Raw genomic sequence first — 26,038 nt, 5'->3', positions numbered from 1 at the left:
GATCAGCCTTGCAGACCTGCCACAATCGCGGAAGCATCACTGACCCAACCAAAAATCGCGCCCTGCGCTTTGATCATCTCCAGCGCATATTTCTGGAATTCCGGGAAGTAAGAGCCCACGCAGTCCTGCGGAATAATGCACTCGTAGCCACGGTCATTGGCTTCGCGCACGGTGGTATTCACGCAAACCTCGGTGGTGACGCCGCATACGATCAGCGTCTTGATGCTGTGATTTTGCAGGATCAGATGCAAGTCAGTCTGGTAAAACGCGCCTTTCCCCGGTTTGTCGATCACCGGTTCACCGGCCTGCGGGTAAAGTTCAGGAATAATGTCGTGGCCCGCTTCGCCGCGCACCAGAATGCGCCCCATCGGCCCATGCGTGCCGATAAAGGTTTGCCCACCGCGCGTCAGCTTGGCTGGAGGACAATCGCTCAGATCGGCACGGTGGCCTTCGCGGGTATGAATCACCAGCAACCCTTGGCGGCGCGCGGCGTCCAGCACTCGCTTACAAGGTTCGATGGCGCTGCGGACGAAAGAGACATCATTACCCAGCGCTTCCCCAAAGCCGCCCGGCTCAACAAAGTCTTTTTGCATGTCGATCATTACTAGTGCGGTGCTGCCCATTTCAAACGGCAGGGCGAAAGGTTCTGCGTGGAAGGTTTTCTGTGTCATGAGCCATCTCCTGATTCGTTAGGTTTCGGCTTGGCAGCCGATAATCTTGAGGATCTGTTTTGAGTATAGAGGGCGCAGGGAGACATAACAGATAAACGATTTCGCGGGCAGCAACGAAAATTTTGCAGCAGGCAAAATACCCTTACAATAAATGTGAGATAGGCGGAAAGCTGGCTTTCAGTTGCAATTTAATTGATGCAGAAGTGAGGTTTGAATCGAAAAAATCGTTGGTGGAATGTGAGCTGGGTCGCTGCGGCTGCCAGAACAACGGGCGCAGCACGCTGCGCCCCGATAGGTTACGACAGGAACATTTTGCGCAAGTAGTGCGGTACAGCGTCGTCGGCGTTAGAACCGATCACCTCCAGCTCCGGCAAGGTATCTTTCAGCCGCTGGTGAGCGCCGCTCATGATGCAACCCTTGCCCGCCATCGATAGCATTTCCAGGTCGTTCATGCCATCGCCAAAGGCAATGCACTCTTTCAGCGAATAGCCGATGATCTTGGCCACTTCTTCCAGCGCATGGCCTTTCGATACCCCTCCCGCCATCACTTCCAGGCAGGTCGGCAAAGAGAAACTGACGTTGACGCGATCGCCCCAGCGCGCGTTGATGGCATCTTCCAACGGCTGCAGTTTGTCGTGATCGTCACAGGTGAAATACACTTTGCAGACCCCATCGGTTTCCAACAAACCTGGCTCAAACAACTGATATTTAAACACCGATTCGCGGAAAAACTCTTCCTGCTCCGGGCTTTCACGGTTCATGAACCAGTCGTCATTGCGGTAGACGTTGGTCAGGATCTCCTGATTGTCATGCATCATGTTGTAGAGATCGTGGGCGATGTCTTCATCCAGATTGTGGCTGAAGATCAGTTCACCTGCGGTGTTGTGCACCCGCGCACCGTTGGAGGTGATCATAAAAGCGCTGATGCCGAGATTATCGCGGATCTGGGAAACGTCGATATGGTGGCGGCCCGTGGCAAAAACAAAGTGTACACCGCGCTGCGTCAGCAGCTTCAGCGTCTCTTTGGCATAAGGCGTCAGGGTGTGGTCAGGAGACAGCAGAGTGCCATCTAAATCGGAAGCGACAACGTGATACATAGCGATATGTTCTAACCTCTAATGGTGTTTTCGGCAGCAGCAGTGCTGCCTAAGTGCTGGGCAAAAAAGCGCAGGATTGCGTTCAGTGCCTCGGCGCGCATCGCGTCCCGTTCAAACAAGATCTCATGGCGTGCGCCTGCGATAACCCACGGATTACCCCCTTCACAAGGATGCCCCGCTTCTGACATGGCCTGACAAAAAGCCCAATGGGAACGGTTGTCGACTACCCGATCCTCACCAGCCTGCAATAATAAAATCGGTGTGGTTATTTTAGCTGCCTGAGCAATAATTTGCTGCCCGGCATGCATACTTTCCCGCACCCAGTGGTAGGTTGGTCCCCCCACCTGGAGTTCGGGGTAATCGGCATAATAGCGCAAACTGCGGTGATAACGCTCGCGGCTGTGGGTCAGTGCATTCACCACATAGGGCAATGGCCGCCATTGGCCCGTGCCAACGGCGTAATAATCACGCAGCAGCGGGCGTTTTTCTGCCCAGTTCAGAATACGATTTGCCATCCAGCCGGGCATCGGCAGGTGAATACCAAACATCGGGGCACATAATGCGGCGGCTGCAAAAGCCTGGGGTTCGCGCGCCAGAAACTGCGCCAGTATGGCGCCCCCCATTGAGTGCGCCAGCGCCAGATGTTGCTGATAACCGTGCGGCAGCACTTCCTGTTGGTAAAACTGCGCGAAATCGTCAACGTAATCGGTAAAGTTTACCACGTGTCCACGGTGTGAATCTGCCAGCATGCGCCCGGAGCGCCCTTGGCCGCGATGATCGAGAATCATCACGTCATAGCCACTGTGGAACAGGTCGTAAGCCACTTCCGGGTACTTAATGTAGCTCTCGATCCGCCCAGGGCTGACCACGACCACACGCTGGTGCTGTGGCGAACTGAAGCGCACAAAACGGATCGGTACACCACCCACGCCAAAGAATTCCCCCTCTTCGCGCCGCCGCCAGAAAGCCAGCAACGGCCCGGCGGCGAAAGCCGAGAACTGTTTTTCGCGGCTTAGCCATTCAGCGGAATTGAAAGAGGATAACGTCATCGAATGCCTTGTCTCGGGGTGTTCAGAGAAGTCAATGCGATCTCTGGTACAGGAAATAATACTCGCGTATTGTGATTCAATTCTTACAAAAACAGATGCAATACTAGCGTATTGTGGGAGCCTTGCAATGACCTTAGATTGGTGGTTAACCTATCTGCTGACAACGATTATCCTCAGTCTCTCCCCCGGTTCCGGGGCAATTAACACCATGAGCACCGGCATCAGCCACGGTTATCGTGGGGCTGTAGCGTCCATCGCCGGGTTGCAGGTGGGGCTCAGCCTGCACATCGTGATGGTGGGAATCGGTCTGGGAGCCGTGGTTTCGCAATCCCTGCTGGCGTTTGAGCTGCTGAAATGGTTCGGCGTTGCCTATCTGGTGTGGCTCGGTATTCAGCAGTGGCGCGCTGCCGGTGCGTTGGATCTGCATACTCTGGCGGGCACCCTACCACGCCGCCGCCTGTTCCGCCGCGCGGTGCTGGTGAATCTGACCAACCCGAAAAGCATCGTCTTCCTGGCGGCGCTGTTCCCACAGTTTATCGTGCCCAATCAGCCGCAGGCGGAGCAGTACGTGATACTGGGCGTTACTACGGTGGTGGTGGATATCTTTGTGATGATTGGCTACGCCACGCTGGCAACGCGTATTGCCAACTGGCTGAAAACCCCGCGTCAAATGCGCTTGCTGAACCGTATTTTTGGTTCACTGTTTATTCTGGTGGCCGGGTTGCTGGCAACGGCCAGAAAAGCCTGAGAATTCAATGCTAGGCGTTATTGTCGCAGGCAGGTTGGGCACGGTCAGCGCGCAGGACCCGGAGCGTACATTAAGTACGTGAGGAGTCTGAGCACTGCCTGGGTTCAAACTGGCAAGTAAAGTAGCCTAGCGGGTAAAAATCAGATGCAGGCCAAAACCGGTGAATAACACGCCTGCCACGCCATCAATCCACTTGGCTAAACGCTGATAGCCCCGGCGCATGGCGGGCAGCGCAAACACCACCGCCACCAAACTGAACCAGACAAAGGTTTCACCGGTGATCAACATAAATAACCCCCAGCGCGCACCGGCACCGACATCTTCACCGACAAACAGCGAGAATACGCTGCCAAAATAAACCACCGCTTTCGGGTTGGAAAGATTGGTCAACAAGCCGCGAATAAAACTGCGGCCCGCTTTCGGCAGCTCCATGGCCACCTCTTCTGTTGGTGCCGGTTGTGCGTTTTGCGTACGGGCAGAGCGCAGCAGTTGCCAGCCCATCCAGCACAGATACAGACCGCCAGCCACCATGATGATTTGATGCAGCCAGGCCATTTTTTGCAGGATCAGGTTCAGCCCCAGCAGCGCCACACCGGCCCAGACCATTACGCCCAACGAGATCCCGACCACACCCATCATCGCCTCACGGCGCGAGCGGCTAACGGCGGTCTGTGAAACAAAAAAGAAATCCGGCCCCGGGCTCATCAGTGCAATCAAATGCACCACGGCCACGGTAAAAAACAGTATCAGCATGATTGATTGTCCTTATTCGTCGTCATCGTCGAGATGATCGCGGATCATCGCCATAAATGGCGTCCCAAAACGCTCCAGTTTGCGCTGGCCGACACCGTTCACACTCAGCAGTTCGCTGGCCCTGATCGGCATCTGTTCTGCCATCTCCAGCAGCGTGGCGTCGTTGAATACCACGTAGGGGGGGATGTTTTCTTCGTCGGCGATCGATTTACGCAGCTTACGCAGTTTGGCAAACAGCTTGCGATCGTAATTGCCGCCGTAGGATTTCTGATTAGCGCTGCTGCGCACCTTCAGGCTTTGAATACGCGGCACCGCCAAGGGCAGTTCTACTTCACCGCGCAACACCGGGCGCGCGGCCTCGGTCAGTTGCAACGCCGAGAACATCGCAATGTTCTGGCTGATAAAGCCCAAGTGAATCAACTGGCGCAGCACGCTGGTCCAATGTTCAGTGGTTTTATCGCGGCCAATGCCGTACACCGGCAATTTTTCATGGCCAAATTCGCGGATGCGCTGGTTATTGGCACCGCGCAATACTTCTACCACATAACCGATACCAAAACGTTGGCCAACACGGCCAATCGCCGAAAGCGCCTTGCGGGCATCTTCCAGCCCATCGTAACGCTTGGGGGGATCGAGGCAGATATCGCAGTTACCGCAGGCTTGCTGCTTACCTTCACCGAAGTAGTTCAGCAACACCAGGCGGCGGCAGGTCTGCGCTTCGGCAAACGCCCCCATGGCATTCAGTTTGTGGCGTTCAATATCCAGTTGCGGGCCTGCCGATTTTTCTTCCAGGCAGCGGCGCAACCAGGCCATATCAGCCGGATCGTATAGCAAGAGCGCCTCGGCGGGCAGGCCGTCACGCCCGGCACGACCGGTTTCCTGATAATAAGATTCGATATTGCGTGGGATATCAAAGTGCACCACAAAGCGCACGTTGGGCTTGTTGATGCCCATCCCAAAGGCGACGGTTGCCACCACCACCTGTAAGTCGTCACGCTGGAAGGCTTCCTGCACCTGAGCACGGCGTTCGTTTTCCAGCCCGGCGTGATAGGCGGCCACGCTCAACCCACGGCTTTGCAAACGGGCGGTGGTGTCTTCCACTTTGGCGCGGCTATTACAGTAAATAATGCCGCTCTTGCCGCGCTGATCCTGTACAAAACGCCACAGTTGATCGAGCGGCTTGAATTTCTCTACCAGCGTATAGCGGATATTCGGGCGATCAAAGCTGCTGACCTGGATCAGCGGATCCTGCAACGTCAGCAGGCGTACAATGTCGTTACGCGTAGCTTCATCAGCCGTGGCCGTCAGCGCCAGTACCGGCATCGCCGGGAACCGTTGCTTCAACTGGCCCAGCGCACGATATTCTGGGCGGAAGTCATGGCCCCATTGCGAGATACAGTGCGCTTCGTCCACCGCCAGCAGCGCGGGTGGGCAGTGCTCCAGCAGCTCGAGGAAGCTGTCCATCATCAAACGCTCGGGGGCGATGTACAACAGCTTGACCTTGCCACTGCGGCAACCGGCCATCACATCCAGTTGCTGTTCACGCGTTTGCGTCGAGTTGTAGCAGGCAGCAGCAACGCCATAAGCGAGCAATTGATCGACCTGATCTTTCATCAGCGAGATCAGGGGGGAAACCACCAGCGTCAGACCGTTCATCACCAGCGCCGGGATTTGGTAGCACAACGATTTACCACCGCCGGTAGGCATAACCACCAGGCAATCCTGCCCGCCGATGGCAGCGTTGATAATCGTTTGTTGGCCCGGTCGGAACTGCTGGTAGCCAAAGGTATCGTGCAATACCTGTTCTGCCAGCAACTCTCTGTTTATCACTGCTGCGGTTGACACACACTTCCCCATTTTTACGCTACGACGGTGCCTGCTGGCACCACGTTATATATACCCTATGGATTTCAAGTTGCAGCCAGGCACCCAATTCGTTCATCCCCTAGAGCTTACACAGGTAAGTGACCGGGGTGAAAAAGTGCAGGTAACAACGCTGCGGCTTGAAAGACAATGGGTATCAAGGTTACATAATATCGTTAAGCATGACACCAACGCCAAACCGTGTCTGCTGGAAGTTGTAATCAATCATCGATTCGCCGTAACCACTGAACAACTGGGTATAGAAACGCACATGGCTGGTGATCGGATAGCTCCAACCCAGTTTTGCCCCGCCATACCCGGTATTCCAGTTGTAGAAACCATCGACGCTGAACACGCTTTCCCGCCAGGCGTAGCCGACTTTCAGGCGATAATAACCCATGTATTTAGTGATATCCGGGTTGTCGTCATTGCTGTCGCGTTCTGAAAAACGGAACCAGGGTTTAACTTCTACCTGCCAGTCACCGTTTTGCGCCATCAGGCGGGCATAGCCACGGTTCCAACTGCGGGAGGTAGGGTCTTCACGCCCGTTGGATTCGTGGTTGATACCCACTTCGATATCACGCAGTGTCCAGCCAGCAAACTGGTAATCCGTGGCCCAGCCCAGGAAGATCTGTGGTTCATAGTTGGTTTCGCGGAATGGCGCGGATTCTTCATGGTTGGAGAGCTGCCACCAGGAGCGTTGGGTGTAGGAAGCCCCCAGCAATGAGTTCTCACCGGCAATCCCCTTCCAGATCGGGAAAGCCAGGCTGAGCTGGAATTTCACTTCGTCCTTATTGGCATTTTTCGCCCAACTGTAAGACTCAATCGCTTCTTTATTGAGATCGCTGGTTTCTGTATAGATCAGATAGTTGGGTTCATAAGCATAAAAGGTGAATGGCCCATCATAATTCTGCAGCATGCCAGAAATGATGCTACCGCGAACGGGACCTGCTTGCTTCTTGGCCTCATCAGCCTGCACTACCGTTGGCGCTAACAACATCGCCATAACAACCCCAGACAGAACGCGCATGATTGTGATCACTCCAGAAAGATTAGGAAAAGACCCGAAATATACCCGGCATACTTCAAGTTGCTTGGGTATAAAAGCAGGCCATTTTACACACAAAGAATCATTTACACCCAGTGGATTTCAAGACAATGGCGAGATAGCCCTAGGAATACATCGGTGGGATAAACCTGGAAAGCAACAAAAAATAAGCCTAAAATCTACAAATCATTAACCTGGACTGACCAGTTAGCCCAATCACCACAGTGAAGAAGAAAGGAACTATGTCCCATACATTACTCACCCTGGAAGCCGCACGCCAGAAAATAGGCGAGATCTTTATCTACCATATGCCGTTCAACCGTGAGCTGGGGCTGGAACTGCGCCGCTTCGATGACGACGTTGTTGAACTCACCTTTACCAATCAGCCTAAGCTGGTGGGCAATGCCGCGCAGAATATCCTGCACGGTGGCGTGATCGCCTCGGTGCTGGATGTAGCCGCCGGGCTGGTCTGCGTCGGCAGCGTGCTGCTGCGCCAGGATCCGCTGATCGAAGAAGAACTGGCTGCTCGCCTTTCGCGCATGGGCACCATCGATTTACGCGTCGACTATCTGCGCCCTGGCCGTGGCGAGCATTTTACTGCCTCCGCCAGCGTGTTGCGCAGCGGCAATAAAGTGGCAGTCGCCCGCGTCGAGCTGCATAACCACGATGGCCTGCACATTGCCAGTGCGACGGCGACTTATCTGGTGGGATAACCCGCTCTCTTCAAGTAAAATCATCACATCTTTTTTACCCACCCGGTAACCACCATGGATGTGAAACAAACGCGGCAGGGCATTCTCTTTGCTCTGGCCGCTTATTTTATTTGGGGTATCGCCCCGGCCTATTTCAAACTGCTCCAGCAGGTGCCTGCCGACGAGATCCTCACCCATCGCGTGATCTGGTCATTTTTCTTCATGTTGATCCTGGTATCACTGGGGCGTAACTGGCCGCAGGTGCGCGCCGCCTGTCGTAATCGCAAACGGCTGCTGTTGCTGGCGATCACCGCACTGCTGGTCGGCGGCAACTGGCTGCTATTTATCTGGGCGGTGAATAACCATCATATGCTGGAAGCCAGCCTGGGCTATTTCATTAACCCGCTGGTCAACGTTTTGCTGGGGATGCTGTTTCTCGGCGAACGTTTCCGCCGTATGCAATGGGTAGCCGTTACGCTGGCGTTTACCGGGGTGCTGGTACAACTGTGGCAATTCGGTTCCTTGCCGATCATCGCGTTGGGCCTGGCCTTCAGCTTTGCGTTCTACGGCCTGCTGCGCAAAAAAATTGCGATCGATGCACAAACCGGCATGTTGATTGAAACCCTGTGGCTGTTGCCAGTGGCCGCGATCTACCTGTTCCTGATCGCCGACAGCCCTACCAGCCATCTGAGCGCCAACCCCTGGTCGCTGAACCTGCTGCTGGCCGCCGCCGGGATTGTCACGACCGTGCCACTGCTGTTCTTTACCGCCGCCGCAACTCGCCTGCGCCTGTCAACGCTCGGGTTCTTTCAATATCTGGGGCCAACGCTGATGTTCCTGCTGGCGACTACCTTCTACGGCGAAACCATCGGCCAGGACAAGTTGGTCACCTTTGGTTTTATCTGGGCCGCACTGCTGCTGTTCACGCTGGATGCGCTCTACAACCAACGCAAGCGGCGTTGATGTTCACCTATTCAGTGCTGTTTTTAGGCTCTTGATCGATGGCGGGTGACAGGCGGGTAATAAACCGCGCCATGGCCGGGCCGGTGAGCAGAATGGTGAATAAACGCAGCGTCTGCATTGCCATCACAAATGACATATCCACCCGGCTGCCAGCAGCAATAATCGCGACAGTATCCAGCCCACCCGGGCTGGTTGCCAGATAAGCCGTCAGCAGATCGACCGCCAGGAATTGCGTCAACAACCAGGCCAGCCCGCTGCAAAACAGCATCAGCCCGATGATTGACACCAGCATTTGCGGCAACGTTCGCAATGCCAGCAGGAATATTGGCTGGGTGAAACGCAGCCCGATGCTCCAGCCAATCAGCGTATAAGCCAGTGCCAACAACCACTCCGGCACCTGCAGCGTCATGGTGCCAGTGGCGTGAAACGCCGCACCGATAATCATCGGCAGCATCAGCGAACCGGAAGGAATACGCAAGCGCGGGCCCAACCAGGCTCCAGCCGCCGCAATCGCTAGGGTGCCGAAAAAGCGCCAGTCAAGCGGCGGGAACCACACCAGCGCAGCACTGCCATGCCCGGCCTCATCCCCCAGACCAATGCGGGCCACCATCGCAGCTGCGGTGGCGACAAACAGCACCCGTAGATACTGCATAAAGGCCACCAACCGGGCATCCGCGCCAAAATCCCCCGCCATGGCGACCATCGCCGATGCCCCACCGGGGGAAGAACCCCATGCGCCAGTGGAACCTGGTAAATCACTGAAACGAATCAGGCACCAGCCAGAAACACCGCTGGCTATCAGCGTCGCGACCAGCACCAGCAGCACCAGTGGCCAGTCAGCAAGCAGCGGAGTGATAATGGCAGGAGAAAGGCTTTGAGCGATCATGCAGCCCAACACGGCCTGCGAGGCAATAAAAAATGGCTCGGGAATACGCACCGAAGCACCAGACAGCCCCATGGCAACACCGACGATCATCGGCCCCAGCAATAATGCGGCGGGAATATGGAATATCTGCAAGCTAAAGCCCAACACCAGCGAAGCCAGTAACAGGATCAGCCATTGAACTACAGGGGGGAAACGCTCCATCAAAACACATGCCTTACGGGCGGCCAACTATGGGCGCTATTCTACCCTGATTTAGCCAGCCAAGAAGGGATGAAATGGGCGATTTTAGCTATCTAGGGCCCTATTCAGGCCCCGAATATTTCCTTTACAGCCAGTTCTTACGCTTGAAGTACAGGTAAGGGGCCAGCCCCGCTAACATCATCAGGATAATCGCCCCTGGATAACCAAATGACCAACGCAGCTCCGGCATAAACTCAAAGTTCATCCCGTAGCTCGAAGCCACCAGCGTTGGCGGCAGGAACACCACCGAGACCACCGAGAAGATCTTGATGATGCGGCTCTGTTCGATGTTGATAAAACCCATCGCCGCCTGCATCAGGAAGTTCACTTTCTGGAACAACGATTCATTGTGCGGCAGCAGGGATTCGATGTCGCGCAGCACTTCACGCGCCTGTTCCAACTGGCCGGTTGGCAGGCGTGCTTTGCGCACCAGGAAGTTCAGCGCCCGCTGGGTATCCATCAGACATAGCCGCACCTTCCAGCCAACGTCCTCCAGCTCGGCTAATGTTGACAGCGCCTCGTCATACTCCTCGCCAGGATGGCCTTCCATAATCACCCGGCTGAGTTTTTCCAGATCGCTATAAACGTTTTCGATCTCATCGGCCAGTTGTTCAATCTTGGTTTCAAACAGATCCAACAACAGCTCGTAAGCGTTACCTTCCATCATTCTCTGGTTACGGGCACGCATACGATAAAGCCGGAATGCAGGCAGTTCGCGCTCACGCAGGGTATACAGGCGACCATCGCGGATGGTGAAGGCCACCGTGGAGTTACCCGCGTGATCTTCGGCATCTTCAAAATAGAAGAAGGAGTGAATATGCAGACCGTCTTCATCTTCAAAGAAACGGGCGGAGGCTTCGATGTCATCCAGTTCAGGGCGTGTTGCCAGGCTCTGGCCCAGCTCGCTTTGCACGCGCTCACGCTCGCCTTCCTCCGGCTCAACCAGGTCAACCCACAGTGACATGGTAAGATCGTCTGAGTCATCCAACTCCAGACGGGATAAGCGGCTGTTGTCTAATTTAAAAGCGCTTAGCATGTGCCAAAACTCCCCTATAGTGACGGGTATGCCCTTCATACTTCAAGTTGCTTAAGTATTGCCACCTAAAGACAACTCGAATTATTTTGGATATAGAGACAACGCGTTGAAGCACAGAGATCGAGAAAGGTGGGAAGATGTATCACCAGTTCGCTCCAGACCATGAAGAGATCCGGCTCAGAGCGACACAAAGCAGGTCGCCGACAACCACGAAGGGTATCAGCGCGATGAGATAGCCTTAGAAGTTGTACCTGTTGTTGTTCAGGTCATTGAGCCAGTATCTACTGGGTGTGTCCAAGACATGTGTCCTCATTGATAATAGTGCGCGCATGTTACGCCGAGAAGAAAAAGCCTGTCAACACGTTAGACAGGATAATTGCGCAACAATTCACCAGGCCGGTTGCCGTTTTGTAACAGCTCAGTAACCACAGCCAAACGCGGCAGAAAAACCTGCAGCGATCTCTGACCGCAACCCGGAAAATTGCTAAGATTAGGGGACAAAAATCTTGCGGAATAACCAGATGAAACAGATTACTGCCCACGACCTGACAACCATGAGCGAACAGGCAGCCACAGTGGTGCGCTTGCGTGCGCACCGCACGTTGCATGAGGAGCTCAGTGACCCGGTACAACGTTTGGCGATCGCGATGGAACCGGGCACCTATATCCGCCCCCATCGCCATCCACAAACCTGGGAATTGCTGACGCCGCTGCGTGGCCGTTTTGTGGTGCTGCAATTCAACGATGACGGCGTCGTCACCCAACGCACTCTGTTAGGCGAAGAGACCAAAGTGCTGGAGATGCCCGCATCAACCTGGCACGCCGTGCTGTCCGTCGACCCGGGCGGTGTGGTGTTCGAAGTGAAACAAGGCCCGTATCGGGCGCTGGCAGAAGAAGATTGTATGGCCTGGGCACCGCCAGAAGGTGGCGAGGGGACTGCCGCCGTGATGCGCTGGTATGCCACCGCCAAAGTGGGCGATCGCTTTTCCCCGTCGTCTTTAAAACCGTAGCGTTGTTGGCGGCCAGCGGAAGAGGCCCCAGGAGCATAGGCCACTATGTGACTGGGGCGGCCCCGAAGGGGCGAGGCCCAGCATGGGCCGAGTAACGCAGCCAACACCCAAGCAACTTGCAGTATGACGGGTATCTTAAGCCGTTTCGAGCTTGGCGTATGCCGCCACCAGCCACTTGATCCCTTCCCCCTGAAACGCAATCTGCAACCGGCTGTGTTCACCGCTGCCTTCCAGGTTGACGATCGTGCCCTCACCAAACTTCGGATGACGCACGCGTTGGCCCAGTTTGTAGCCGGTATCATTCTCGCTGATCGGTGTTCCCATACGGCGATGATTCACCGGGCGCGAAACGCTGGCACGCAGGCGCACTTCTTCTACACATTCTTCCGGGATTTCACCAATAAAGCGCGATGGGCGGTGATACACTTCTTTGCCATACAGGCGGCGGGTTTCTGCATAGGTCAGCGTCAGCTTCTGCATCGCGCGGGTCACGCCAACGTAAGCCAAGCGGCGCTCTTCCTCCAAGCGGCCACCTTCATCCAGTGACATCTGGCTCGGGAACATGCCCTCTTCCATACCGACGATAAATACCTGGCGGAACTCCAGCCCTTTGGCCGAGTGCAGAGTCATCAGTTGCACCGCGTCCTGATAGGCATCCGCCTGGCCTTCACCCGCCTCCAGCGCGGCATGGGAGAGGAACGCCTGCAATGGCATCAGATCCTGATCTTCATCCTGATAGCTGTATTGGCGGGTTGCCGTCACCAGTTCCTCCAGGTTTTCGATGCGCGCCTGGCCTTTTTCGCCCTTTTCCTGTTCATACATGATGAACAGGCCGGAATCGCGGATCACCCGGTCAGTTTGCACATGCAGCGGCATCTCTGCGGTTTCATGCGCCAGTGAATCCACCAGTTCAAGAAAACGCTGCAGCGAAGAGGCGGCACGGCCCGCCAGCACCTTATCCTGCAACAAAGCACGCGTCGCCTGCCACAGTGTTAATTGCCGATCGCGCGCCGTTTGGCGCACCACGTCGAGCGTGCGGTCACCAATACCGCGCGTCGGGGTGTTCACCACACGTTCAAAAGCGGCATCGTCGTTACGGTTGGCAATCAAACGCAGATAGGCCAACGCATCTTTGATTTCCTGACGTTCAAAGAAACGCATGCCGCCATAAATGCGATACGGCATTGCGGCTTGCAGCAACGCCTCTTCCAGTACGCGCGATTGGGCATTGCTGCGGTACAAAATTGCGCAATCGTTCAACGCTCCGCCGTTGTCCTGCCAGGACTTGATACGGTTGACCACAAAGCGCGCTTCGTCCAGCTCATTGAAAGCGCAGTAGATCGAAATCGGTTCACCTTCGGCCCCTTCGGTCCACAGGTTTTTACCCAGTCGCCCGTCGTTATTGGCGATCAGGGTATTGGCCGCTTTCAGGATATTGCTGGTGGAGCGATAGTTCTGTTCCAGACGCACCGTTTCTGCACCGGGGAAGTCTTGCAGGAAACGCTGAATGTTTTCTACCTGAGCACCGCGCCAGCCGTAGATTGACTGATCGTCATCGCCCACGATCATCACCTTGGCCTGATCCCCCGCCAGCAGGTGGATCCAGGCATATTGAATCCGGTTGGTATCCTGGAATTCGTCCACCAGAATGTTGGTGAAGCGCTCGCGGTAATGATTGAGGATGTGCGGCTTGTTCAGCCACAGCTCATGAGCGCGCAGCAGCAGCTCGGCGAAATCCACTAGCCCCGCCCGATCGCAGGCTTCCTGATAAGCCTGATAGATACGCAGCCAAGTGGCTTCCACCGGGTTGCCGTAGCTTTCGATGTGTTGCGGGCGCAGGCCATCGTCTTTTTTGCCGTTGATGTACCACATCGCCTGACGCGGTGCCCACTGCTTCTCGTCAATGTTCAGCGCGCGCACGATACGCTTGATCAAACGCAGCTGATCTTCGCTGTCGAGGATCTGGAAGTCCTGCGGCAGGTTGGCATCCATATGATGCGCACGCAGCAGGCGATGTGCCAACCCGTGGAAAGTGCCGATCCACATGCCACCCTGGCTAGTGCCAATCAGGTGTTCGATGCGGTGGCGCATTTCTGCCGCCGCCTTGTTGGTGAAAGTCACCGCCATGATCGAGTACGGCGAGCAGTTCTCTACCGCCAGCAACCAGGCAATGCGATGCACCAGCACCCGAGTCTTTCCGCTGCCTGCGCCCGCCAGCACCAACAGGTTGCTGCGTGGCGCAGCCACGGCTTCGCGTTGTTTATCATTCATGCTGTCGAGCAGATCGGAAACGTCCATAGGCACCATTGATTGGTAAAGGGAAAGCATGCTTTCCACTGGAGATTTATACAGATTGTCGCAAGGATTATAACAACGCTGTCAGCGATGCCAACTGTGAAATTTCGATGTGCGGCAGCAGACGGCTGTCATCGGCCTGCATCAGGCTACGTTGACGATCGTTGATCCAGCAGGCTTGCAGGCCGGAACGCAGTGCACCCGCCACATCGGTGGTCAGATCGTCACCAACGTGCAGGATCTGCTCCGCTGCCACACCCAGCCTTGCGGCAGCCAACTGGTACATGTCCTGATGCGGCTTGGCGCGGCCATCCGGCCCTGAGCGCAACACAAACTGGAAATAACCCTCCAGGCCACACAATGCCGGATCGGCATTGCCATTGGTGATCGCCACCAGCGGATAGCGCTGTGCCAACGCCTGCAGCGTGGTATGGGTGGCTTCCGGCACATCAATACGGCTACGCCACAGGGCAAAATGCTGCATGGCGGCATCCGCACCTATCGCGGCTTCGGCATCGCGCAAACCCTGGCGGCTCAGCGCCAAGTGGACCGCTCGCCAGCGCCACTCGGTAACATCGTGGTAAATCTCTGGATCCTGCTCGCGCAGTTCCTGGCGCAAGCGGTGAAAATCTGCCGACAGGAAACCACTCAAGCCTGGGTGGTAGTTCTGCAAAAAGGCCACCGACTGCTGCTCGGTCTGAATGATCACCGGGCGATTGTCGTACAGCGTATCGTCCAGATCGAAGGTCAGCGCCGCCAACGGGCGCAGCGGGCGGTAAAAATGCATCAGGATTTCCCCCGTTTGGCGCGTGGATGCGCAGCATCATACACTTTCGCCAGATGTTGAAAGTCGAGGTGGGTATAAATTTGTGTGGTGGTCAGGTTGGCATGGCCCAATAACTCCTGCACCGCGCGCAGATCGCCGCTCGATTCCAGCATATGGGTGGCAAAAGAGTGGCGCAGCTTATGCGGGTGAATATGGCTGTTGACGCCCTGCTTCACGCCCCATTCGGCAAAACGCTTCTGCACATTTCGGGCAGAAATACGTTTGCCCTGGTTGGAAAGAAACATCGCATCGTCAGCTGGTGCAAACAGATCGCGCAGCGCTAGCCAGTGTTGCAGCCAGGTGACGGCCATGCGGCCAAGCGGCAGTTTGCGCTCTTTGCTGCCTTTGCCCATCACCCAGATCTCACCTGCCGCCAGATCGACATAACGGCAATCAAGCCCCACCAGTTCGGCAAGACGCAGCCCGGCACCGTACATGACCTCCAGCATGGCGCGATCGCGTACCGCCAGCGGATCGTTGAGATCGATGTTCAACAGTTGATTCATCTCATCAACGTCGATATTTTTCGGCAGATGGCGGCCACTGCGCGGCGTGCGGATCCCTTTCGCCGGGTTGGCACTCAGCACGCCCTGGCTGACCAGCCAATCCAGAAAGCTGCGCAGCGCCGAAAGGCGCAAAGCCAGGCTGGAAGACTGCAACCCGGCGCGTTTGCTGCGCGCCGCCAATTGGCGCACGCGCGCGGCGTCCAGCATCGACCATTCGCTGACGCCGAGATCGGTCGCCAGCGCGATCAGCGCCTGCAGTTGACGCGCATAGCTGATTTGGGTAAGCGGGCTGAGCTGACGCTCAACCTTAAGATAGCGCAGGAAAGCGTCCACCGGCGGTTGCAGGCTGGCCGCTGAGAGGCTCATGCGCGTTCGATCCAGCGTTCCAGCAGCACCGGCAGCATACGCGCCAGTTGATCGAGCATCGCCGTGCCCATCCCCTGCTGGTAATGTTGCGTGTCACGGCTGCTGAAAATCACCATGCCCAGTTCGCCCTGTTCCCCAAGCAATGACAGCGCCACCGATCCCACCTGCTTTGCCTGCGGTAACAGCAGCAACAGCTCAGGGCCGTTAAGGCTGCCGAGATAATGCGGTTGGTTGCCCAGCCGTTGAATACGCAAAGGCTCAAACGCTGAACGCGCCAGGCCAAGATGGGTAAAATCGGAAGGAGCACCGATATTCCAGCACTCGTTAAACAGGCGGATATTGGCCCCCGCCAAACCAAAACCACGCGCCCAGCGCTGCAGACGGTTAAGCATATCCTGCAGGCTGCTGGCCGTGGCCAGATCGGCCTGCAGATGCAGCAAACGGGCGAACAACGTTTCGTTAGCGCTGGCCTGCTCCATCAGCAAGGTGATCTCTTCTTCTAACTGGGCGATATGGTTGCGCTGCCGCGCAAGATGCCATTCCACCAGTGAAACCGTGCCACGCACCGGGTGCGGTACGCGCATCTGTTCCACCTGGCGCGCGTTGCGGATAAAGAAATCAGGATTCTGTAGCAGATACTGCATGATGACCTCGTCCTCAAGCTCGATACCTGTCACTGCCTGGTCCTCTATACTCTTCATAAATGAATAAATCCATCATAGACATGGGTCGCAGGGCCAGTCATAAACAAGGGGTTACCTGGCCCTTTCCAGCGGATATGCAGGCTGCCGCCCGGCAGTTCTACATGTACCTCTTCTGACAGCAGTTCTTGCTGAATGCCGACCGCTACCGCCGCGCAAGCACCGCTGCCACAAGCCTGCGTTTCACCGGCTCCACGCTCGTAAACACGCAGTTTGATGTGTTCACGACTTACTACCTGCATAAAACCGATGTTGGCACGCTCAGGGAAACGTTCGTGCCCTTCCAGCACCGGGCCGAGGAATTCAACCTTGGCGGTTTTGACATCGTCCACCTGCAAAACACAGTGCGGGTTGCCCATCGAGACCACGCCACACAATACAGTATGCTCCGCCGCGCGCATGATGTAGGTTTTTTCTGCCTTGGTGGCGCGGAACGGCACGATCTGCGGATCGAAGTTGGGCTCACCCATATTGACGCAAACCAGATCGTCGTCAGTCACGCTCAACACCATGCGCCCGGTCTGAGTGCTGACGCGGATATCACGCTTGTTAGTCAGCCCTTTCAGCCGGACAAAGCGGGCAAAACAGCGGGCTCCGTTACCACACTGCGCCACTTCGCTGCCATCAGCATTGAAAATACGATAATGGAAATCGAGTTCTGGATCATAAGGCGGTTCTACGATCAGCATCTGATCAAAACCCACGCCCAAATGCCGATCGGCCAAACGGCGGATCAGCTCAGGTGAAAAATAGACATTCTGTGTTACGGCATCGACCACCATAAAGTCGTTACCCAAGCCGTGCATTTTGGAGAACTGCATATCATACTCCGCTATCTGGACGCGCTATCCGTCTGACATCCAGGTGGCTGCGGCCACCGTTGTGACGGGGTGCTCATCGACGCTTATTGCTGAGTGCCAGCGGGTTGTGGTTGATTTTTGCCTAGATTATCAGCATTTGTCGTCGGTTGTGCCGCTGGTTTGTCATTCGGCGGGAAGTACAGCGGGCCTTTCAGGCCACAACCCAAAAGCCCAGCCAGCAAAACGGCCATCAGCGCATAGCGTAGTTGTTTTTTCATTTGCATTAATGCCTGTAATTCATGCGTCCAAGCTCACTATAATCGCAGGTGGATCATGAAAAGCAATAGGAATCGAATATGAACGACAGCGAGTTTCACCAGTTAGCCGACCAACTGATGCTTGATATTGAACAGACATTGGATGATTTTGATGGCGATGCGGACATTGATTACGAAACCAACGGTGGTGTGATGACGTTGAGCTTCGAAAATGGCACCAAGATCGTTATCAACCGCCAAGAGCCGCTGCATCAGGTCTGGCTGGCCACCAAAGCCGGGGGTTATCATTTTAACTATCGTGACGGCACCTGGTTCTGCGATCGCAGCGCTCGTGAGTTCTATGCATTACTTAGCGAAGCTGCCAGCGCTCAGGCAGGGGAAGCGGTCAGTTTTGGTTGAATGAGGCCACGGGGCGTGAATTATTACGCCCCAGACAACAAGTTGACCATGTTTAAAGCGTCGCCAGCTCGGCCAGCGTTTGGGGGTATCTGTCGATCATTTTGATCAACAATACTGCTTGTTTGTTCGGCTTTGCCAAACCTTGTTCCCAGTTTTGATAGGTCGTCACGCCGGTATGCAGGTACTGAGCAAAAACGGCCTGTGATAGCTTCAATTTTTCGCGCACAGCTTTCAGCTCTACCGGGGTCATTGATGGCATCTTGGCACTGACCCGATGGGTGCGCAGCGTTTTTTTGCCCGCATTATGTTCCCCCCAAGCCTCCATGCCTTCCTGAAGCTCTGCAAAAATGTTACGCTCGTTCATCAACTCCCCCTCTTCTTCGCCTGTTCGAGCATTCCACGCAGCAACTCTTGCTGTGGTCTGGTCAAATCATCTTTCTGGTCTTTGTCATACAAAGTGAACAACAGGAATTGTGATTTCTCCAGATACCAGTAATAAATCACTCGAATTCCACCCCGCTTACCTTTCTGCCGTCTTGAATCCGCAAAGCGAACTTTTCGTAACCCGCCAGTGTGTTTGATTACGTCACCACACTCAGGGTTCTTCAACAACGTTTGTTGCAAGTCGCGAAATTCATCATCGGTTAGATATTCTGATCGGTAACGCTCAAATGGCGGAAGTTCAATAAACAACGCTTCCATTGCAACACCGTTAGCTATCCTTGACAGGAAAGTATTTTATCCCCAAGTTAGGGACATATCTATACCTGTTTTAATTTTAAGGCTGATCAACTAAGGACGATGGTGCCAGACTAATTCAGCTGGAACTGCTGCCTCAGCGGCTGGGCAGGATGATTGTCAGAAAAAGTGGCGCACAGGTTCGATAGTGTATTGCTGCGGAATGGGATCACCTGAGTGCGGCCATCAAGCTGCACAATCTGATAGAACTGCGGCAAGTTGAAGTTGATGAAACTGGAACCGTAAGTAAAGCGATCGTGTGATGAAGAGTAGAAACGGCTGACATCGCGCACCAGTTCTTCTTTGCTGCCTTCGCAATGGTGATAAACTTCAATGCGGTTCGATTCGTCCAGAATATAAACGTTGAAGCCTTTCTGATCCTTGGTGTCTTCGAAGAAGAACTGGATGATCCCTTCACTGGCAAAACCATCAACTACCGCAGGCAAATGCACCTGATCGGCCTCCACCTTGAGCGACAAACCGTGCAGTTTGTTGTGAGAAATGGCCCCGTAAAACTCCACCGCGTTCTCCAGCTTTTGCACCGACACGCTCAGGCGTTCAAAGAACAGCCCCCAGGTTTGCCCTGCGACACGCACCGCTTTAAAACGGCCCGGCTCGAGGCGGGTGCTGGAAAGACGCAGTTCAATGCACTCGGAAACCAACTGCTGAATACGGGTACGAATCAAGCCACGCAGATGCTGGCTATAACAGAATACCTCGACCGACTCTGGCGGTGCGGCATCCTGATGCATTTTGCCCAGAATGGTTTTTAACGCTTCAAGCACCGACTGTTCACCGCTGAAATGCAGGGTGCGCACCTCATTCCACGAGTTGCGGTACAGCAGATCAATACTGCCGACCAGGCATTGCTGTTGCTGACCGAAACTGAACACGTCCAGTTTACGGAAATCAAAGTGCACCACCTGATTACGGAAAGCCGCTGTCGGATCGTTTTCCAGGTTGACGATAATCGCCAGATGGCGGATTTCGCAGGGACTGTACAGCGCTTTCGGTGTCGGAGCCGGTAAACGCAGTGGGAAGTGATGCGATACATCAGCAACCAGTTCCTGCAATTTGGCTGTATCGCAGATATCGCCGCTCTTGATATGCAAACGGGTCTGCGGCGTCAGCAGGCCATTGAAATAGGCCCAGGCCACCAGTTTGTTCAGGTAGCGGTTATATTCCAGCGGCTGATGGCTAACGATAGTGCTCATCGACGGTGCCTGATTATACAGATACCAACCGGTGCGGTTGGCACGGCCCGCCGGTACGTGGATGAAGGTTAAATCGCTTTCCGAAAGATCCGGTGAAATCTGCGGGTTCACCAGCGTCACTTTACCCGGCAGTGCTTCAAATGCGGCATACAGCTTGCGGGTCAGCACGCCAATATCCTGCGGGCTGGCGCTGACGCTGAGGTTATTACGGCGAGCAAAACGGATCAGATTACGGTAGCTCTGCATCATCGCGTCCAGCAGCTCGTTATGAGCTTCGCGGACGCGTTCGATCTTCCAGTTGGCGCGATTATCAAGAATAGCCAGGCGTTCTTCACTCCAGCCCCAATCGCTGACCAATTGGCCCAGAATTTCACGCCGCCAACCCACGCAGGCTTTAGCCAGCGACAATTTTTCGCAGACTTTCAGGTAGAAACAACGGCGAACCAGATCGAGGCGGGTGGTATCGTTGATTTGTGTCAGATAGTGGGTAACACGTTCCAGCATCATGCAATAGGCATCAAGGCCAAAACAGACGATCTCCCCTTGATGCAGGCGCTGTTTGATATCCATCGCCAGCAGTTGCGTATTGGGGTATTCCCACGAATACGCTTCGAGCAGCAACGTTTTCAACACGGCTTTGTACGGCGAATCGATGCTCTTGTACAGTTGCCACAGGCTGGCACCGAAGTACTCCTCGGCTGAAAGCGTGCTCAACCCGCCAAGATCCAGCCATTCATTCGGCATTAATGCCCCCTGCGCATACAGCGAGAGGACATATTCGTCGTAATGTGCTTCTTCTTCGCCCGGCACCATGTTCCACAAGATGCGTTTTCCAGCCAGGCGCACCGCAGAACGGTAGAACTCATCCAGCAACAATATATGTTGGGTAGAACCGCAGTCCTCACCGTCCAGGCTGCCACTTTCATTGTGGCGGAAGCGGTTTTCATCAATCAGGAAGAAGCTGACCTCAACCCCCATTGATGCCGCCCACTTTTCCAGCAGGCTACATTTTTGCTGCAGACGGTTGCGCTCTTCGTTGTCGAGCCAGGACTGATGGCACACCCAGATATCCAGATCAGACGTACAACTCTGGCCAATCGATGAAGTGCTGCCCATAGTGTAAACGCCGGTAATCGGCAGTTCACCGCAGGCGATTGGCTCAAACGGGCTTCCCCACTTCTCTTCTAAATCAGTAAGATAATCGTTCTGGATTTCATCAGGGGCGTAAAGACAGACGCCATGGGGAACGTTACCAGTGAGGTAACCCGGCATCAGCGGATGATGGTAGTGTAATAAGGTAGGCAGCAGACTATACACCCGTTGGAACGCAGGCTTCATGGCCGCCAGGGCACGATCAACACGCAGTTGGTTAATCGCATCCAGTCTTTGTTTCAGTGTCTCGATGTAGAGGTACAAGACGTCTCGCCCGATTGTTCTGGTACTTGAAAAAGCCCCGTATTCCATCCGCGTCTTTAGATTAGAAGAATATTTGACGACTTATTGCTGGAAACGTGATCAATCTAACACCTTGCCGATTGACCGTAAAGGAGGGAAAGCGACACACTTATTCTCGCGCCTCTTTAAATGATTTACCCAGCCCTGACATTTCCTCCTGCCTCATTGATTCCCTTATCCTTTCTCCGCCTGTGGCTTCTTGCACTGACAGTTTGCCTACTCAGTGGTAGGATGGACGGTGAATGACAAAAACGGTAACCCGCATGCTAGACAAAATTATTCGAATCGCCACCCGCCAAAGCCCATTGGCATTGTGGCAAGCGCACTATGTGCAGCAGCGTCTGATGGCAAGCCACCCCGGCCTGCAGGTCGAACTGGTGCCTATGGTCACTCGCGGCGATATTATTCTGGATACGCCGCTGGCCAAAGTCGGTGGCAAAGGCCTGTTCGTGAAAGAACTGGAGCTGGCTCTGCTGGAAGGACGGGCGGATATCGCCGTGCACTCAATGAAAGATGTGCCCGTCGCGTTCCCCGCAGGCTTGGGATTAGTGACTATTTGCGAGCGTGAGGATCCACGTGATGCCTTTGTCTCCAACCGTTTCTCCTCCCTCGATCAACTGCCACTCGGTAGCGTGGTCGGCACCTCCAGCCTGCGCCGCCAGTGCCAATTACGCGCCCGTCGTCCCGATCTGCTGGTGCGCGATCTACGCGGCAACGTGGGCACCCGTTTAGCCAAACTGGATAATGGCGATTACGACGCTATTATCTTGGCCGTCGCCGGCTTGAAGCGCCTGGGCCTGGAGCACCGGATCCGTTGCCCACTCAGTGCAGAAGAATCCCTCCCTGCCGTCGGCCAAGGTGCCGTAGGTATTGAATGCCGCCTTGACGACGCGGTAACCCGCGCGCTACTCGCGCCGCTCAACCATCATGTCACCGAAGTTCGCGTTCGCGCAGAACGCGCGATGAATACCCGGCTTGAGGGCGGCTGCCAAGTACCTATCGGCAGCTATGCCGAACTGGAAGGCGATCAACTGTGGCTGCGGGCGCTGGTTGGCGCGCCAGACGGCAGCCTGATGGTGCGCGGTGAACGCCGTGGCCCTGCCGCTCTGGCCGAGCAGATGGGTGTTGAGCTGGCGGAAGAGTTGCTGGCCGCAGGTGCCCGTGAAATCCTGCAGGATGTTTATCAGGGAAACTCTCCGGCATGACCATTCTGGTAACCCGCCCGTCTCCGGCAGGGGAACAGTTGGTAGGGCGGTTGCGCAAGCTTGGCCAGGTTGCCTATCATGCGCCGCTGATTGATTTTGCCCCCGGAGCGGATCTGGCTCAACTCCCCCAGGCGTTGGCACAGTTAAACGATGGCGATCTGGTATTCGCGCTGTCGCAGCACGCGGTCAACTATGCTAATTCCGTGATTAACCGTGCCGGGCTTCAATGGCCTACTCACTTGCTTTATTATGCGATTGGCCGCACCACCGCACTGGCCATGCACCGTATCAGCAGCCTGCCGGTAGAATACCCGCGCGAACGTGAAATCAGCGAAACACTGCTGCTGCTGCCAGCCTTGCAGAAACTGGCGGGGAAACAGGTAATGATCATGCGCGGCAACGGAGGCCGTGAGCTGCTGGGCAGTACGCTGAGTGAGCGCGGAGCCGTTGTCCGCTATTATGAATGCTACCAGCGCAGCCCGATTCACTATGATGGCACCGAGCAAAGTGCCCACTGGCAGCGTGCCGGTGTCGATACGCTGGTAGTGACCAGCGGTGAAATGTTACAACAACTCTATAATTTAGTTCCTGATTACTATCGTTCTTCATGGCTGTTACGCTGCCGCCTGATAGTCGTCAGTGAACGCTTGGCTAACCTCGCGCAAGAATTGGGCTGGAGCTCAATACGGGTAGCTGATAACGCTGATAATGACGCGCTGATACGCGCGCTACAATAACCAGACTATGGGATGTGCCATTATGACGGAACAAAACACTCCATCCGCCCCAGTTGAAGAGCCAACCCTTGCGGTCAAGAGCCCTCAACAGCCAGATTCCGATCGCCCTAAAGGGAAAAGTACCGGCCCGATGCTGGGTGCGATCGCAATCGTCCTGGTCATCGCCCTGGGTGTTGGCGGTTATTACCATACGCATCAACAGGCACAAGTGCTGATCGCTGCCAACCAGAGTTTGGTGCAGCAATTGACTGAGCTGAGACAGAACCAGTTGCAGGGGAAAAGCGCGCTGGAAGCCTTATTACAGCAGCAAGCCAAAACGCTGGATGCCACCGATCACGAGCAAACCACCCTCGCCCGCCAGTTAAATGAATTGCAGGAGAAAGTTTCCACCATCTCCGGCAGCGACGCCAAGACCTGGCTACTGGCACAGGCCGACTTCCTGGTGAAAATGGCGGGCCGCAAACTGTGGAGCGATCAGGATGTCACTACCGCAGCAACCCTGCTGAAAAGCGCCGACGCCAGCCTGGCAGAAATGAACGATCCCAGCTTAATCGACATTCGCCGTGCCATCACTGAAGACATAGGCTCACTCTCTGCCGTTGCCCAAGTGGATTTTGACGGCATTATCCTGAAGGTCAATCAGCTTTCCAATCAGGTAGATAACCTGCGCCTGGCGGATAACAATAAAGATGAAACCCCGATGGACCAAGACAGCAGCGAGCTTTCCAGTTCATTGAGCGAATGGCGCCAGAACCTGACCAAAAGCTGGCACAATTTTATGGCTGACTTCATCACCATCCGCCGCCGTGATACCCATGCGGAACCGTTGCTGGCACCGAATCAGGATATCTACCTGCGTGAGAACATCCGTTCGCGTCTGCTGGTGGCGGCACAGGCCGTCCCCCGCCATCAGAACGAAGTGTATAAACAGTCATTGGAAACCGTTTCTACCTGGGTACGCGCTTACTTCGATACCACCGACCCAACCACCAAAGCGTTCCTGGATGAGTTGGACAATCTGAGCCAACAGCCGATCTCCATGGATGTGCCACAACAGTTGAAGAGTCAGCCACTGTTGGAAAAACTGATGCAGAGCCGGGTACGCAATCTGTTAGCCCAGGCACCTGCCACTCATCAGGAGGGATAAGCCATGTTACGTGTGTTATTCCTGTTCCTGGTGCTGATCGCCAGCGTGGTGGTGGGGCCGATGCTGGCTGGCCATCAGGGCTATGTGCTGATTCAGACTGACAGCTACAACGTTGAAACCAGCGTCACCGGTTTGGTGATCATGGTCATTCTGCTGTTCCTGGTGCTGTTTGTGATCGAATGGTTCCTGCGCCATATTTTCCATACCGGTGCCCGTACCCGTGGCTGGTTCATTGGCCGTAAACGCCACCGCGCTCACAAGCAGACCAAAGCCGCACTGATCAAGCTGGCAGAGGGTGATTATAAACAGGTAGAGAAACTGCTGACGCGTAATGCCGATCACGCAGAGCAGCCGGTAGTGAACTATCTGCTCGCTGCCGAAGCAGCACAGCAACGCGGTGATGGTTTCAGAACCAATCAGTATCTGGAACGTGCTGCCGAAGTGGCCGACACCGATCAACTGCCGGTAGATATTACCCGCGTGCGGATCCAATTGGCTCAGGGAGAAGCCCACGCGGCCCGCCACGGCATCGATCGCCTGCTGAATCAGGCCCCTCGTCACCCAGAAGTCTTAAGGTTGGCTGAACAGGCCTACCTGCAGACGGGTGCTTACGCGTCATTGCTGGAAATTCTACCTGCGATGAGCAAGATCAACCTGCACACCGAAGACGAACTCCAGGCGCTGCAACAGCAGGCTTATATCGGCCTGATGAACCAGGCGATGGCAGACGAAGGCAGTGATGGCCTGAAACTCTGGTGGAAAGAGCAAAGCCGCAGAACGCGCCATGAAGTCCCACTGCAGGTGGCGATGGTAGAACATCTGATTGAGTGTGATGATCATGATTTGGCACAGGATATTGTGCTCAGTAGCCTGAAACGCCAGTATGATGAACGTTTGGTCTTATTGCTCCCGCGCATCAAGTCCGGTAACCCGGAGCAGTTGGAAAAAGCCTTGCGCCAACAGATCAAACAACATGGCACTACCCCGTTGCTGAGCAGCACGCTAGGTCAGCTACTCATGAAGCATGGTGAATGGCAGCAGGCCAGTGAGGCATTCAATGAAGCACTGAAGCAACGCCCCGATGCCTATGACTACGCATGGCTGGCTGATGCCTTGGAAAAACTACACCGCCCCGACGAAGCTGCACAGATGCGCCGCGAAGGGTTGATGCTAACGTTGAAGCAAGACAGCGAATAAGCCCCCCTTCCCAGACAAACGCGGCCACAATATTTGGCCGCGTTTTTTTTGCCTGAATACCCCGTCTTTAAATAAAGACCGACGCCAACAGCACTCTCTTAGCTGGTTAGGGGCAAAA

General features: G+C 55.2%; 26 protein-coding genes. 9 read left to right on the top strand and 17 right to left on the bottom strand.

The features are described from left to right. Window positions 1-2: 2 nt before the first annotated feature. From IV04_RS10080 to pldB, 3 genes are all read right to left on the bottom strand, one after another. The gene (locus tag IV04_RS10080) at window positions 3-671 is read right to left on the bottom strand and encodes a cysteine hydrolase family protein (protein ID WP_037403680.1); all 669 of its coding nucleotides are present in this window, start codon (window positions 669-671) and stop codon (window positions 3-5) included. Window positions 672-967: 296 nt separating this feature from the next. Further along, entirely contained in the window at window positions 968-1,768 is an 801-nt protein-coding gene (gene yigL / locus IV04_RS10075; protein WP_037403682.1) for a sugar/pyridoxal phosphate phosphatase YigL, read from the bottom strand. Between the two features lie 11 nt (window positions 1,769-1,779). Continuing rightward, a complete protein-coding gene (gene pldB, locus IV04_RS10070) occupies window positions 1,780-2,817 on the bottom strand; it encodes a lysophospholipase L2 (protein WP_037403684.1) in 1,038 nt (345 codons plus the stop codon). A gap of 127 nt (window positions 2,818-2,944) precedes the next feature. Here pldB and rhtB point away from each other — a divergent pair, with 127 nt between their 5' ends. Continuing rightward, complete coding sequence (gene rhtB / locus IV04_RS10065) at window positions 2,945-3,565, top strand: homoserine/homoserine lactone efflux protein (protein ID WP_037403685.1); 621 nt, start codon at window positions 2,945-2,947, stop codon at window positions 3,563-3,565. A 126-nt stretch (window positions 3,566-3,691) separates the two neighbouring features. Here the strand turns inward: rhtB and rhtC are convergent, their stop codons facing one another. The 3 genes from rhtC to pldA all read right to left on the bottom strand — a co-directional run bounded on the left by rhtC (window position 3,692) and on the right by pldA (window position 7,211). Next, on the bottom strand, window positions 3,692-4,318 hold the full coding sequence (rhtC, locus tag IV04_RS10060; RefSeq protein WP_037440786.1) for a threonine export protein RhtC: 627 nt from the start codon (window positions 4,316-4,318) through the stop codon (window positions 3,692-3,694). A 12-nt stretch (window positions 4,319-4,330) separates the two neighbouring features. Next, window positions 4,331-6,163, bottom strand: coding sequence for an ATP-dependent DNA helicase RecQ (recQ, locus tag IV04_RS10055; protein ID WP_037400922.1), 1,833 nt, complete (start codon window positions 6,161-6,163; stop codon window positions 4,331-4,333). Between the two features lie 181 nt (window positions 6,164-6,344). Further along, window positions 6,345-7,211 carry a phospholipase A gene (gene pldA / locus IV04_RS10050; RefSeq protein ID WP_037400925.1) on the bottom strand — a complete coding sequence of 289 codons (867 nt, stop codon included), beginning with the start codon at window positions 7,209-7,211 and terminating at the stop codon, window positions 6,345-6,347. Between the two features lie 260 nt (window positions 7,212-7,471). Between pldA and IV04_RS10045 the strand changes: the two genes are divergently transcribed. Together IV04_RS10045 and rarD are read left to right on the top strand one after the other, a co-directional pair. Beyond that, the gene (locus tag IV04_RS10045) at window positions 7,472-7,942 is read left to right on the top strand and encodes a thioesterase family protein (protein ID WP_037400928.1); all 471 of its coding nucleotides are present in this window, start codon (window positions 7,472-7,474) and stop codon (window positions 7,940-7,942) included. A gap of 54 nt (window positions 7,943-7,996) precedes the next feature. Beyond that, entirely contained in the window at window positions 7,997-8,884 is an 888-nt protein-coding gene (rarD, locus tag IV04_RS10040) for an EamA family transporter RarD (RefSeq protein WP_037400931.1), read from the top strand. Between the two features lie 7 nt (window positions 8,885-8,891). On the opposite strand, the gene IV04_RS10035 is transcribed toward rarD, so the two are convergent. After that, window positions 8,892-9,971 carry an AbrB family transcriptional regulator gene (locus IV04_RS10035; RefSeq protein WP_037400934.1) on the bottom strand — a complete coding sequence of 360 codons (1,080 nt, stop codon included), beginning with the start codon at window positions 9,969-9,971 and terminating at the stop codon, window positions 8,892-8,894. A 124-nt stretch (window positions 9,972-10,095) separates the two neighbouring features. Next, on the bottom strand, window positions 10,096-11,046 hold the full coding sequence (corA, locus tag IV04_RS10030; protein ID WP_037400937.1) for a magnesium/cobalt transporter CorA: 951 nt from the start codon (window positions 11,044-11,046) through the stop codon (window positions 10,096-10,098). 521 nt (window positions 11,047-11,567) lie between these two features. Here corA and IV04_RS10025 point away from each other — a divergent pair. Continuing rightward, a complete protein-coding gene (locus tag IV04_RS10025; protein WP_037400938.1) occupies window positions 11,568-12,056 on the top strand; it encodes a WbuC family cupin fold metalloprotein in 489 nt (162 codons plus the stop codon). Window positions 12,057-12,191: 135 nt separating this feature from the next. On the opposite strand, the gene uvrD is transcribed toward IV04_RS10025, so the two are convergent. From uvrD to IV04_RS09995, 6 genes are all read right to left on the bottom strand, one after another. Further along, window positions 12,192-14,354, bottom strand: a complete 2,163-nt coding sequence (uvrD, locus tag IV04_RS10020; RefSeq protein WP_037400940.1) for a DNA helicase II — start codon at window positions 14,352-14,354, stop codon at window positions 12,192-12,194. A gap of 67 nt (window positions 14,355-14,421) precedes the next feature. Further along, window positions 14,422-15,138: a 5-amino-6-(5-phospho-D-ribitylamino)uracil phosphatase YigB gene (yigB, locus tag IV04_RS10015; protein ID WP_037400942.1), complete on the bottom strand. Its 717-nt coding sequence runs from the start codon at window positions 15,136-15,138 to the stop codon at window positions 14,422-14,424. Beyond that, the gene (xerC, locus tag IV04_RS10010; protein WP_037400945.1) at window positions 15,138-16,049 is read right to left on the bottom strand and encodes a tyrosine recombinase XerC; all 912 of its coding nucleotides are present in this window, start codon (window positions 16,047-16,049) and stop codon (window positions 15,138-15,140) included. Before xerC ends, yigB begins: the two co-directional genes overlap by 1 nt. After that, window positions 16,046-16,750 carry a DUF484 domain-containing protein gene (locus tag IV04_RS10005; protein ID WP_037400948.1) on the bottom strand — a complete coding sequence of 235 codons (705 nt, stop codon included), beginning with the start codon at window positions 16,748-16,750 and terminating at the stop codon, window positions 16,046-16,048. Before IV04_RS10005 ends, xerC begins: the two co-directional genes overlap by 4 nt. Beyond that, a complete protein-coding gene (gene dapF / locus IV04_RS10000) occupies window positions 16,747-17,571 on the bottom strand; it encodes a diaminopimelate epimerase (protein ID WP_037400951.1) in 825 nt (274 codons plus the stop codon). The genes IV04_RS10005 and dapF overlap by 4 nt, the downstream gene beginning before the upstream one ends. An 83-nt stretch (window positions 17,572-17,654) precedes the next feature. Beyond that, complete coding sequence (locus tag IV04_RS09995) at window positions 17,655-17,834, bottom strand: lipoprotein (protein WP_037400955.1); 180 nt, start codon at window positions 17,832-17,834, stop codon at window positions 17,655-17,657. Between the two features lie 72 nt (window positions 17,835-17,906). Here IV04_RS09995 and cyaY point away from each other — a divergent pair, with 72 nt between their 5' ends. After that, a complete protein-coding gene (gene cyaY, locus IV04_RS09990; RefSeq protein WP_037400958.1) occupies window positions 17,907-18,227 on the top strand; it encodes an iron donor protein CyaY in 321 nt (106 codons plus the stop codon). 52 nt (window positions 18,228-18,279) lie between these two features. On the opposite strand, the gene IV04_RS09985 is transcribed toward cyaY, so the two are convergent. The 3 genes from IV04_RS09985 to IV04_RS09975 form a co-directional block, all read right to left on the bottom strand. After that, window positions 18,280-18,591 (bottom strand): DNA-binding transcriptional regulator, encoded by a 312-nt coding sequence (locus tag IV04_RS09985; protein WP_037400961.1) that lies wholly within the window; start codon window positions 18,589-18,591, stop codon window positions 18,280-18,282. Continuing rightward, entirely contained in the window at window positions 18,591-18,929 is a 339-nt protein-coding gene (locus tag IV04_RS09980; RefSeq protein ID WP_037400964.1) for a hypothetical protein, read from the bottom strand. Before IV04_RS09980 ends, IV04_RS09985 begins: the two co-directional genes overlap by 1 nt. 110 nt (window positions 18,930-19,039) lie before the next feature. Then, entirely contained in the window at window positions 19,040-21,595 is a 2,556-nt protein-coding gene (locus tag IV04_RS09975; RefSeq protein ID WP_037400967.1) for a class I adenylate cyclase, read from the bottom strand. A 302-nt stretch (window positions 21,596-21,897) separates the two neighbouring features. On the opposite strand from IV04_RS09975, the gene hemC reads away from it, so the two are divergent. From hemC to hemY, 4 genes are read left to right on the top strand one after another with little or no spacing between them, the layout of a single operon-like run. Further along, the gene (hemC, locus tag IV04_RS09970; protein WP_037401325.1) at window positions 21,898-22,839 is read left to right on the top strand and encodes a hydroxymethylbilane synthase; all 942 of its coding nucleotides are present in this window, start codon (window positions 21,898-21,900) and stop codon (window positions 22,837-22,839) included. After that, window positions 22,836-23,576 carry a uroporphyrinogen-III synthase gene (gene hemD, locus IV04_RS09965; protein WP_037400969.1) on the top strand — a complete coding sequence of 247 codons (741 nt, stop codon included), beginning with the start codon at window positions 22,836-22,838 and terminating at the stop codon, window positions 23,574-23,576. Before hemC ends, hemD begins: the two co-directional genes overlap by 4 nt. Before the next feature lie 22 nt (window positions 23,577-23,598). Then, the gene (hemX, locus tag IV04_RS09960; protein ID WP_037400971.1) at window positions 23,599-24,723 is read left to right on the top strand and encodes a uroporphyrinogen-III C-methyltransferase; all 1,125 of its coding nucleotides are present in this window, start codon (window positions 23,599-23,601) and stop codon (window positions 24,721-24,723) included. Between the two features lie 3 nt (window positions 24,724-24,726). Beyond that, window positions 24,727-25,920 (top strand): protoheme IX biogenesis protein HemY, encoded by a 1,194-nt coding sequence (hemY, locus tag IV04_RS09955; protein WP_037400972.1) that lies wholly within the window; start codon window positions 24,727-24,729, stop codon window positions 25,918-25,920. Window positions 25,921-26,038: the final 118 nt, after the last annotated feature.

Source organism: Serratia sp. Ag1, from assembly GCF_000743355.1.
Classification (GTDB): Bacteria; Pseudomonadota; Gammaproteobacteria; order Enterobacterales; family Enterobacteriaceae; genus Chania.
The sequence above is the reverse complement of the archived record's forward strand: the minus strand, read 5'-3'. Positions and strand labels throughout refer to the sequence as shown.

Coding starts and splice junctions, on each gene's coding strand:
- IV04_RS10080 (WP_037403680.1), bottom strand. CDS start 671: ATGACACAGAAAACCTTCCACGCAGAACCTTTCGCCCTGCCGTTTGAA.
- yigL (WP_037403682.1), bottom strand. CDS start 1,768: ATGTATCACGTTGTCGCTTCCGATTTAGATGGCACTCTGCTGTCTCCT.
- pldB (WP_037403684.1), bottom strand. CDS start 2,817: ATGACGTTATCCTCTTTCAATTCCGCTGAATGGCTAAGCCGCGAAAAA.
- rhtB (WP_037403685.1), top strand. CDS start 2,945: ATGACCTTAGATTGGTGGTTAACCTATCTGCTGACAACGATTATCCTC.
- rhtC (WP_037440786.1), bottom strand. CDS start 4,318: ATGCTGATACTGTTTTTTACCGTGGCCGTGGTGCATTTGATTGCACTG.
- pldA (WP_037400925.1), bottom strand. CDS start 7,211: ATGCGCGTTCTGTCTGGGGTTGTTATGGCGATGTTGTTAGCGCCAACG.
- IV04_RS10045 (WP_037400928.1), top strand. CDS start 7,472: ATGTCCCATACATTACTCACCCTGGAAGCCGCACGCCAGAAAATAGGC.
- rarD (WP_037400931.1), top strand. CDS start 7,997: ATGGATGTGAAACAAACGCGGCAGGGCATTCTCTTTGCTCTGGCCGCT.
- IV04_RS10035 (WP_037400934.1), bottom strand. CDS start 9,971: ATGGAGCGTTTCCCCCCTGTAGTTCAATGGCTGATCCTGTTACTGGCT.
- corA (WP_037400937.1), bottom strand. CDS start 11,046: ATGCTAAGCGCTTTTAAATTAGACAACAGCCGCTTATCCCGTCTGGAG.
- IV04_RS10025 (WP_037400938.1), top strand. CDS start 11,568: ATGAAACAGATTACTGCCCACGACCTGACAACCATGAGCGAACAGGCA.
- uvrD (WP_037400940.1), bottom strand. CDS start 14,354: ATGGACGTTTCCGATCTGCTCGACAGCATGAATGATAAACAACGCGAA.
- yigB (WP_037400942.1), bottom strand. CDS start 15,138: ATGCATTTTTACCGCCCGCTGCGCCCGTTGGCGGCGCTGACCTTCGAT.
- xerC (WP_037400945.1), bottom strand. CDS start 16,049: ATGAGCCTCTCAGCGGCCAGCCTGCAACCGCCGGTGGACGCTTTCCTG.
- IV04_RS10005 (WP_037400948.1), bottom strand. CDS start 16,750: ATGAAGAGTATAGAGGACCAGGCAGTGACAGGTATCGAGCTTGAGGAC.
- dapF (WP_037400951.1), bottom strand. CDS start 17,571: ATGCAGTTCTCCAAAATGCACGGCTTGGGTAACGACTTTATGGTGGTC.
- IV04_RS09995 (WP_037400955.1), bottom strand. CDS start 17,834: ATGCAAATGAAAAAACAACTACGCTATGCGCTGATGGCCGTTTTGCTG.
- cyaY (WP_037400958.1), top strand. CDS start 17,907: ATGAACGACAGCGAGTTTCACCAGTTAGCCGACCAACTGATGCTTGAT.
- IV04_RS09985 (WP_037400961.1), bottom strand. CDS start 18,591: ATGAACGAGCGTAACATTTTTGCAGAGCTTCAGGAAGGCATGGAGGCT.
- IV04_RS09980 (WP_037400964.1), bottom strand. CDS start 18,929: ATGGAAGCGTTGTTTATTGAACTTCCGCCATTTGAGCGTTACCGATCA.
- hemC (WP_037401325.1), top strand. CDS start 21,898: ATGCTAGACAAAATTATTCGAATCGCCACCCGCCAAAGCCCATTGGCA.
- hemD (WP_037400969.1), top strand. CDS start 22,836: ATGACCATTCTGGTAACCCGCCCGTCTCCGGCAGGGGAACAGTTGGTA.
- hemX (WP_037400971.1), top strand. CDS start 23,599: ATGACGGAACAAAACACTCCATCCGCCCCAGTTGAAGAGCCAACCCTT.
- hemY (WP_037400972.1), top strand. CDS start 24,727: ATGTTACGTGTGTTATTCCTGTTCCTGGTGCTGATCGCCAGCGTGGTG.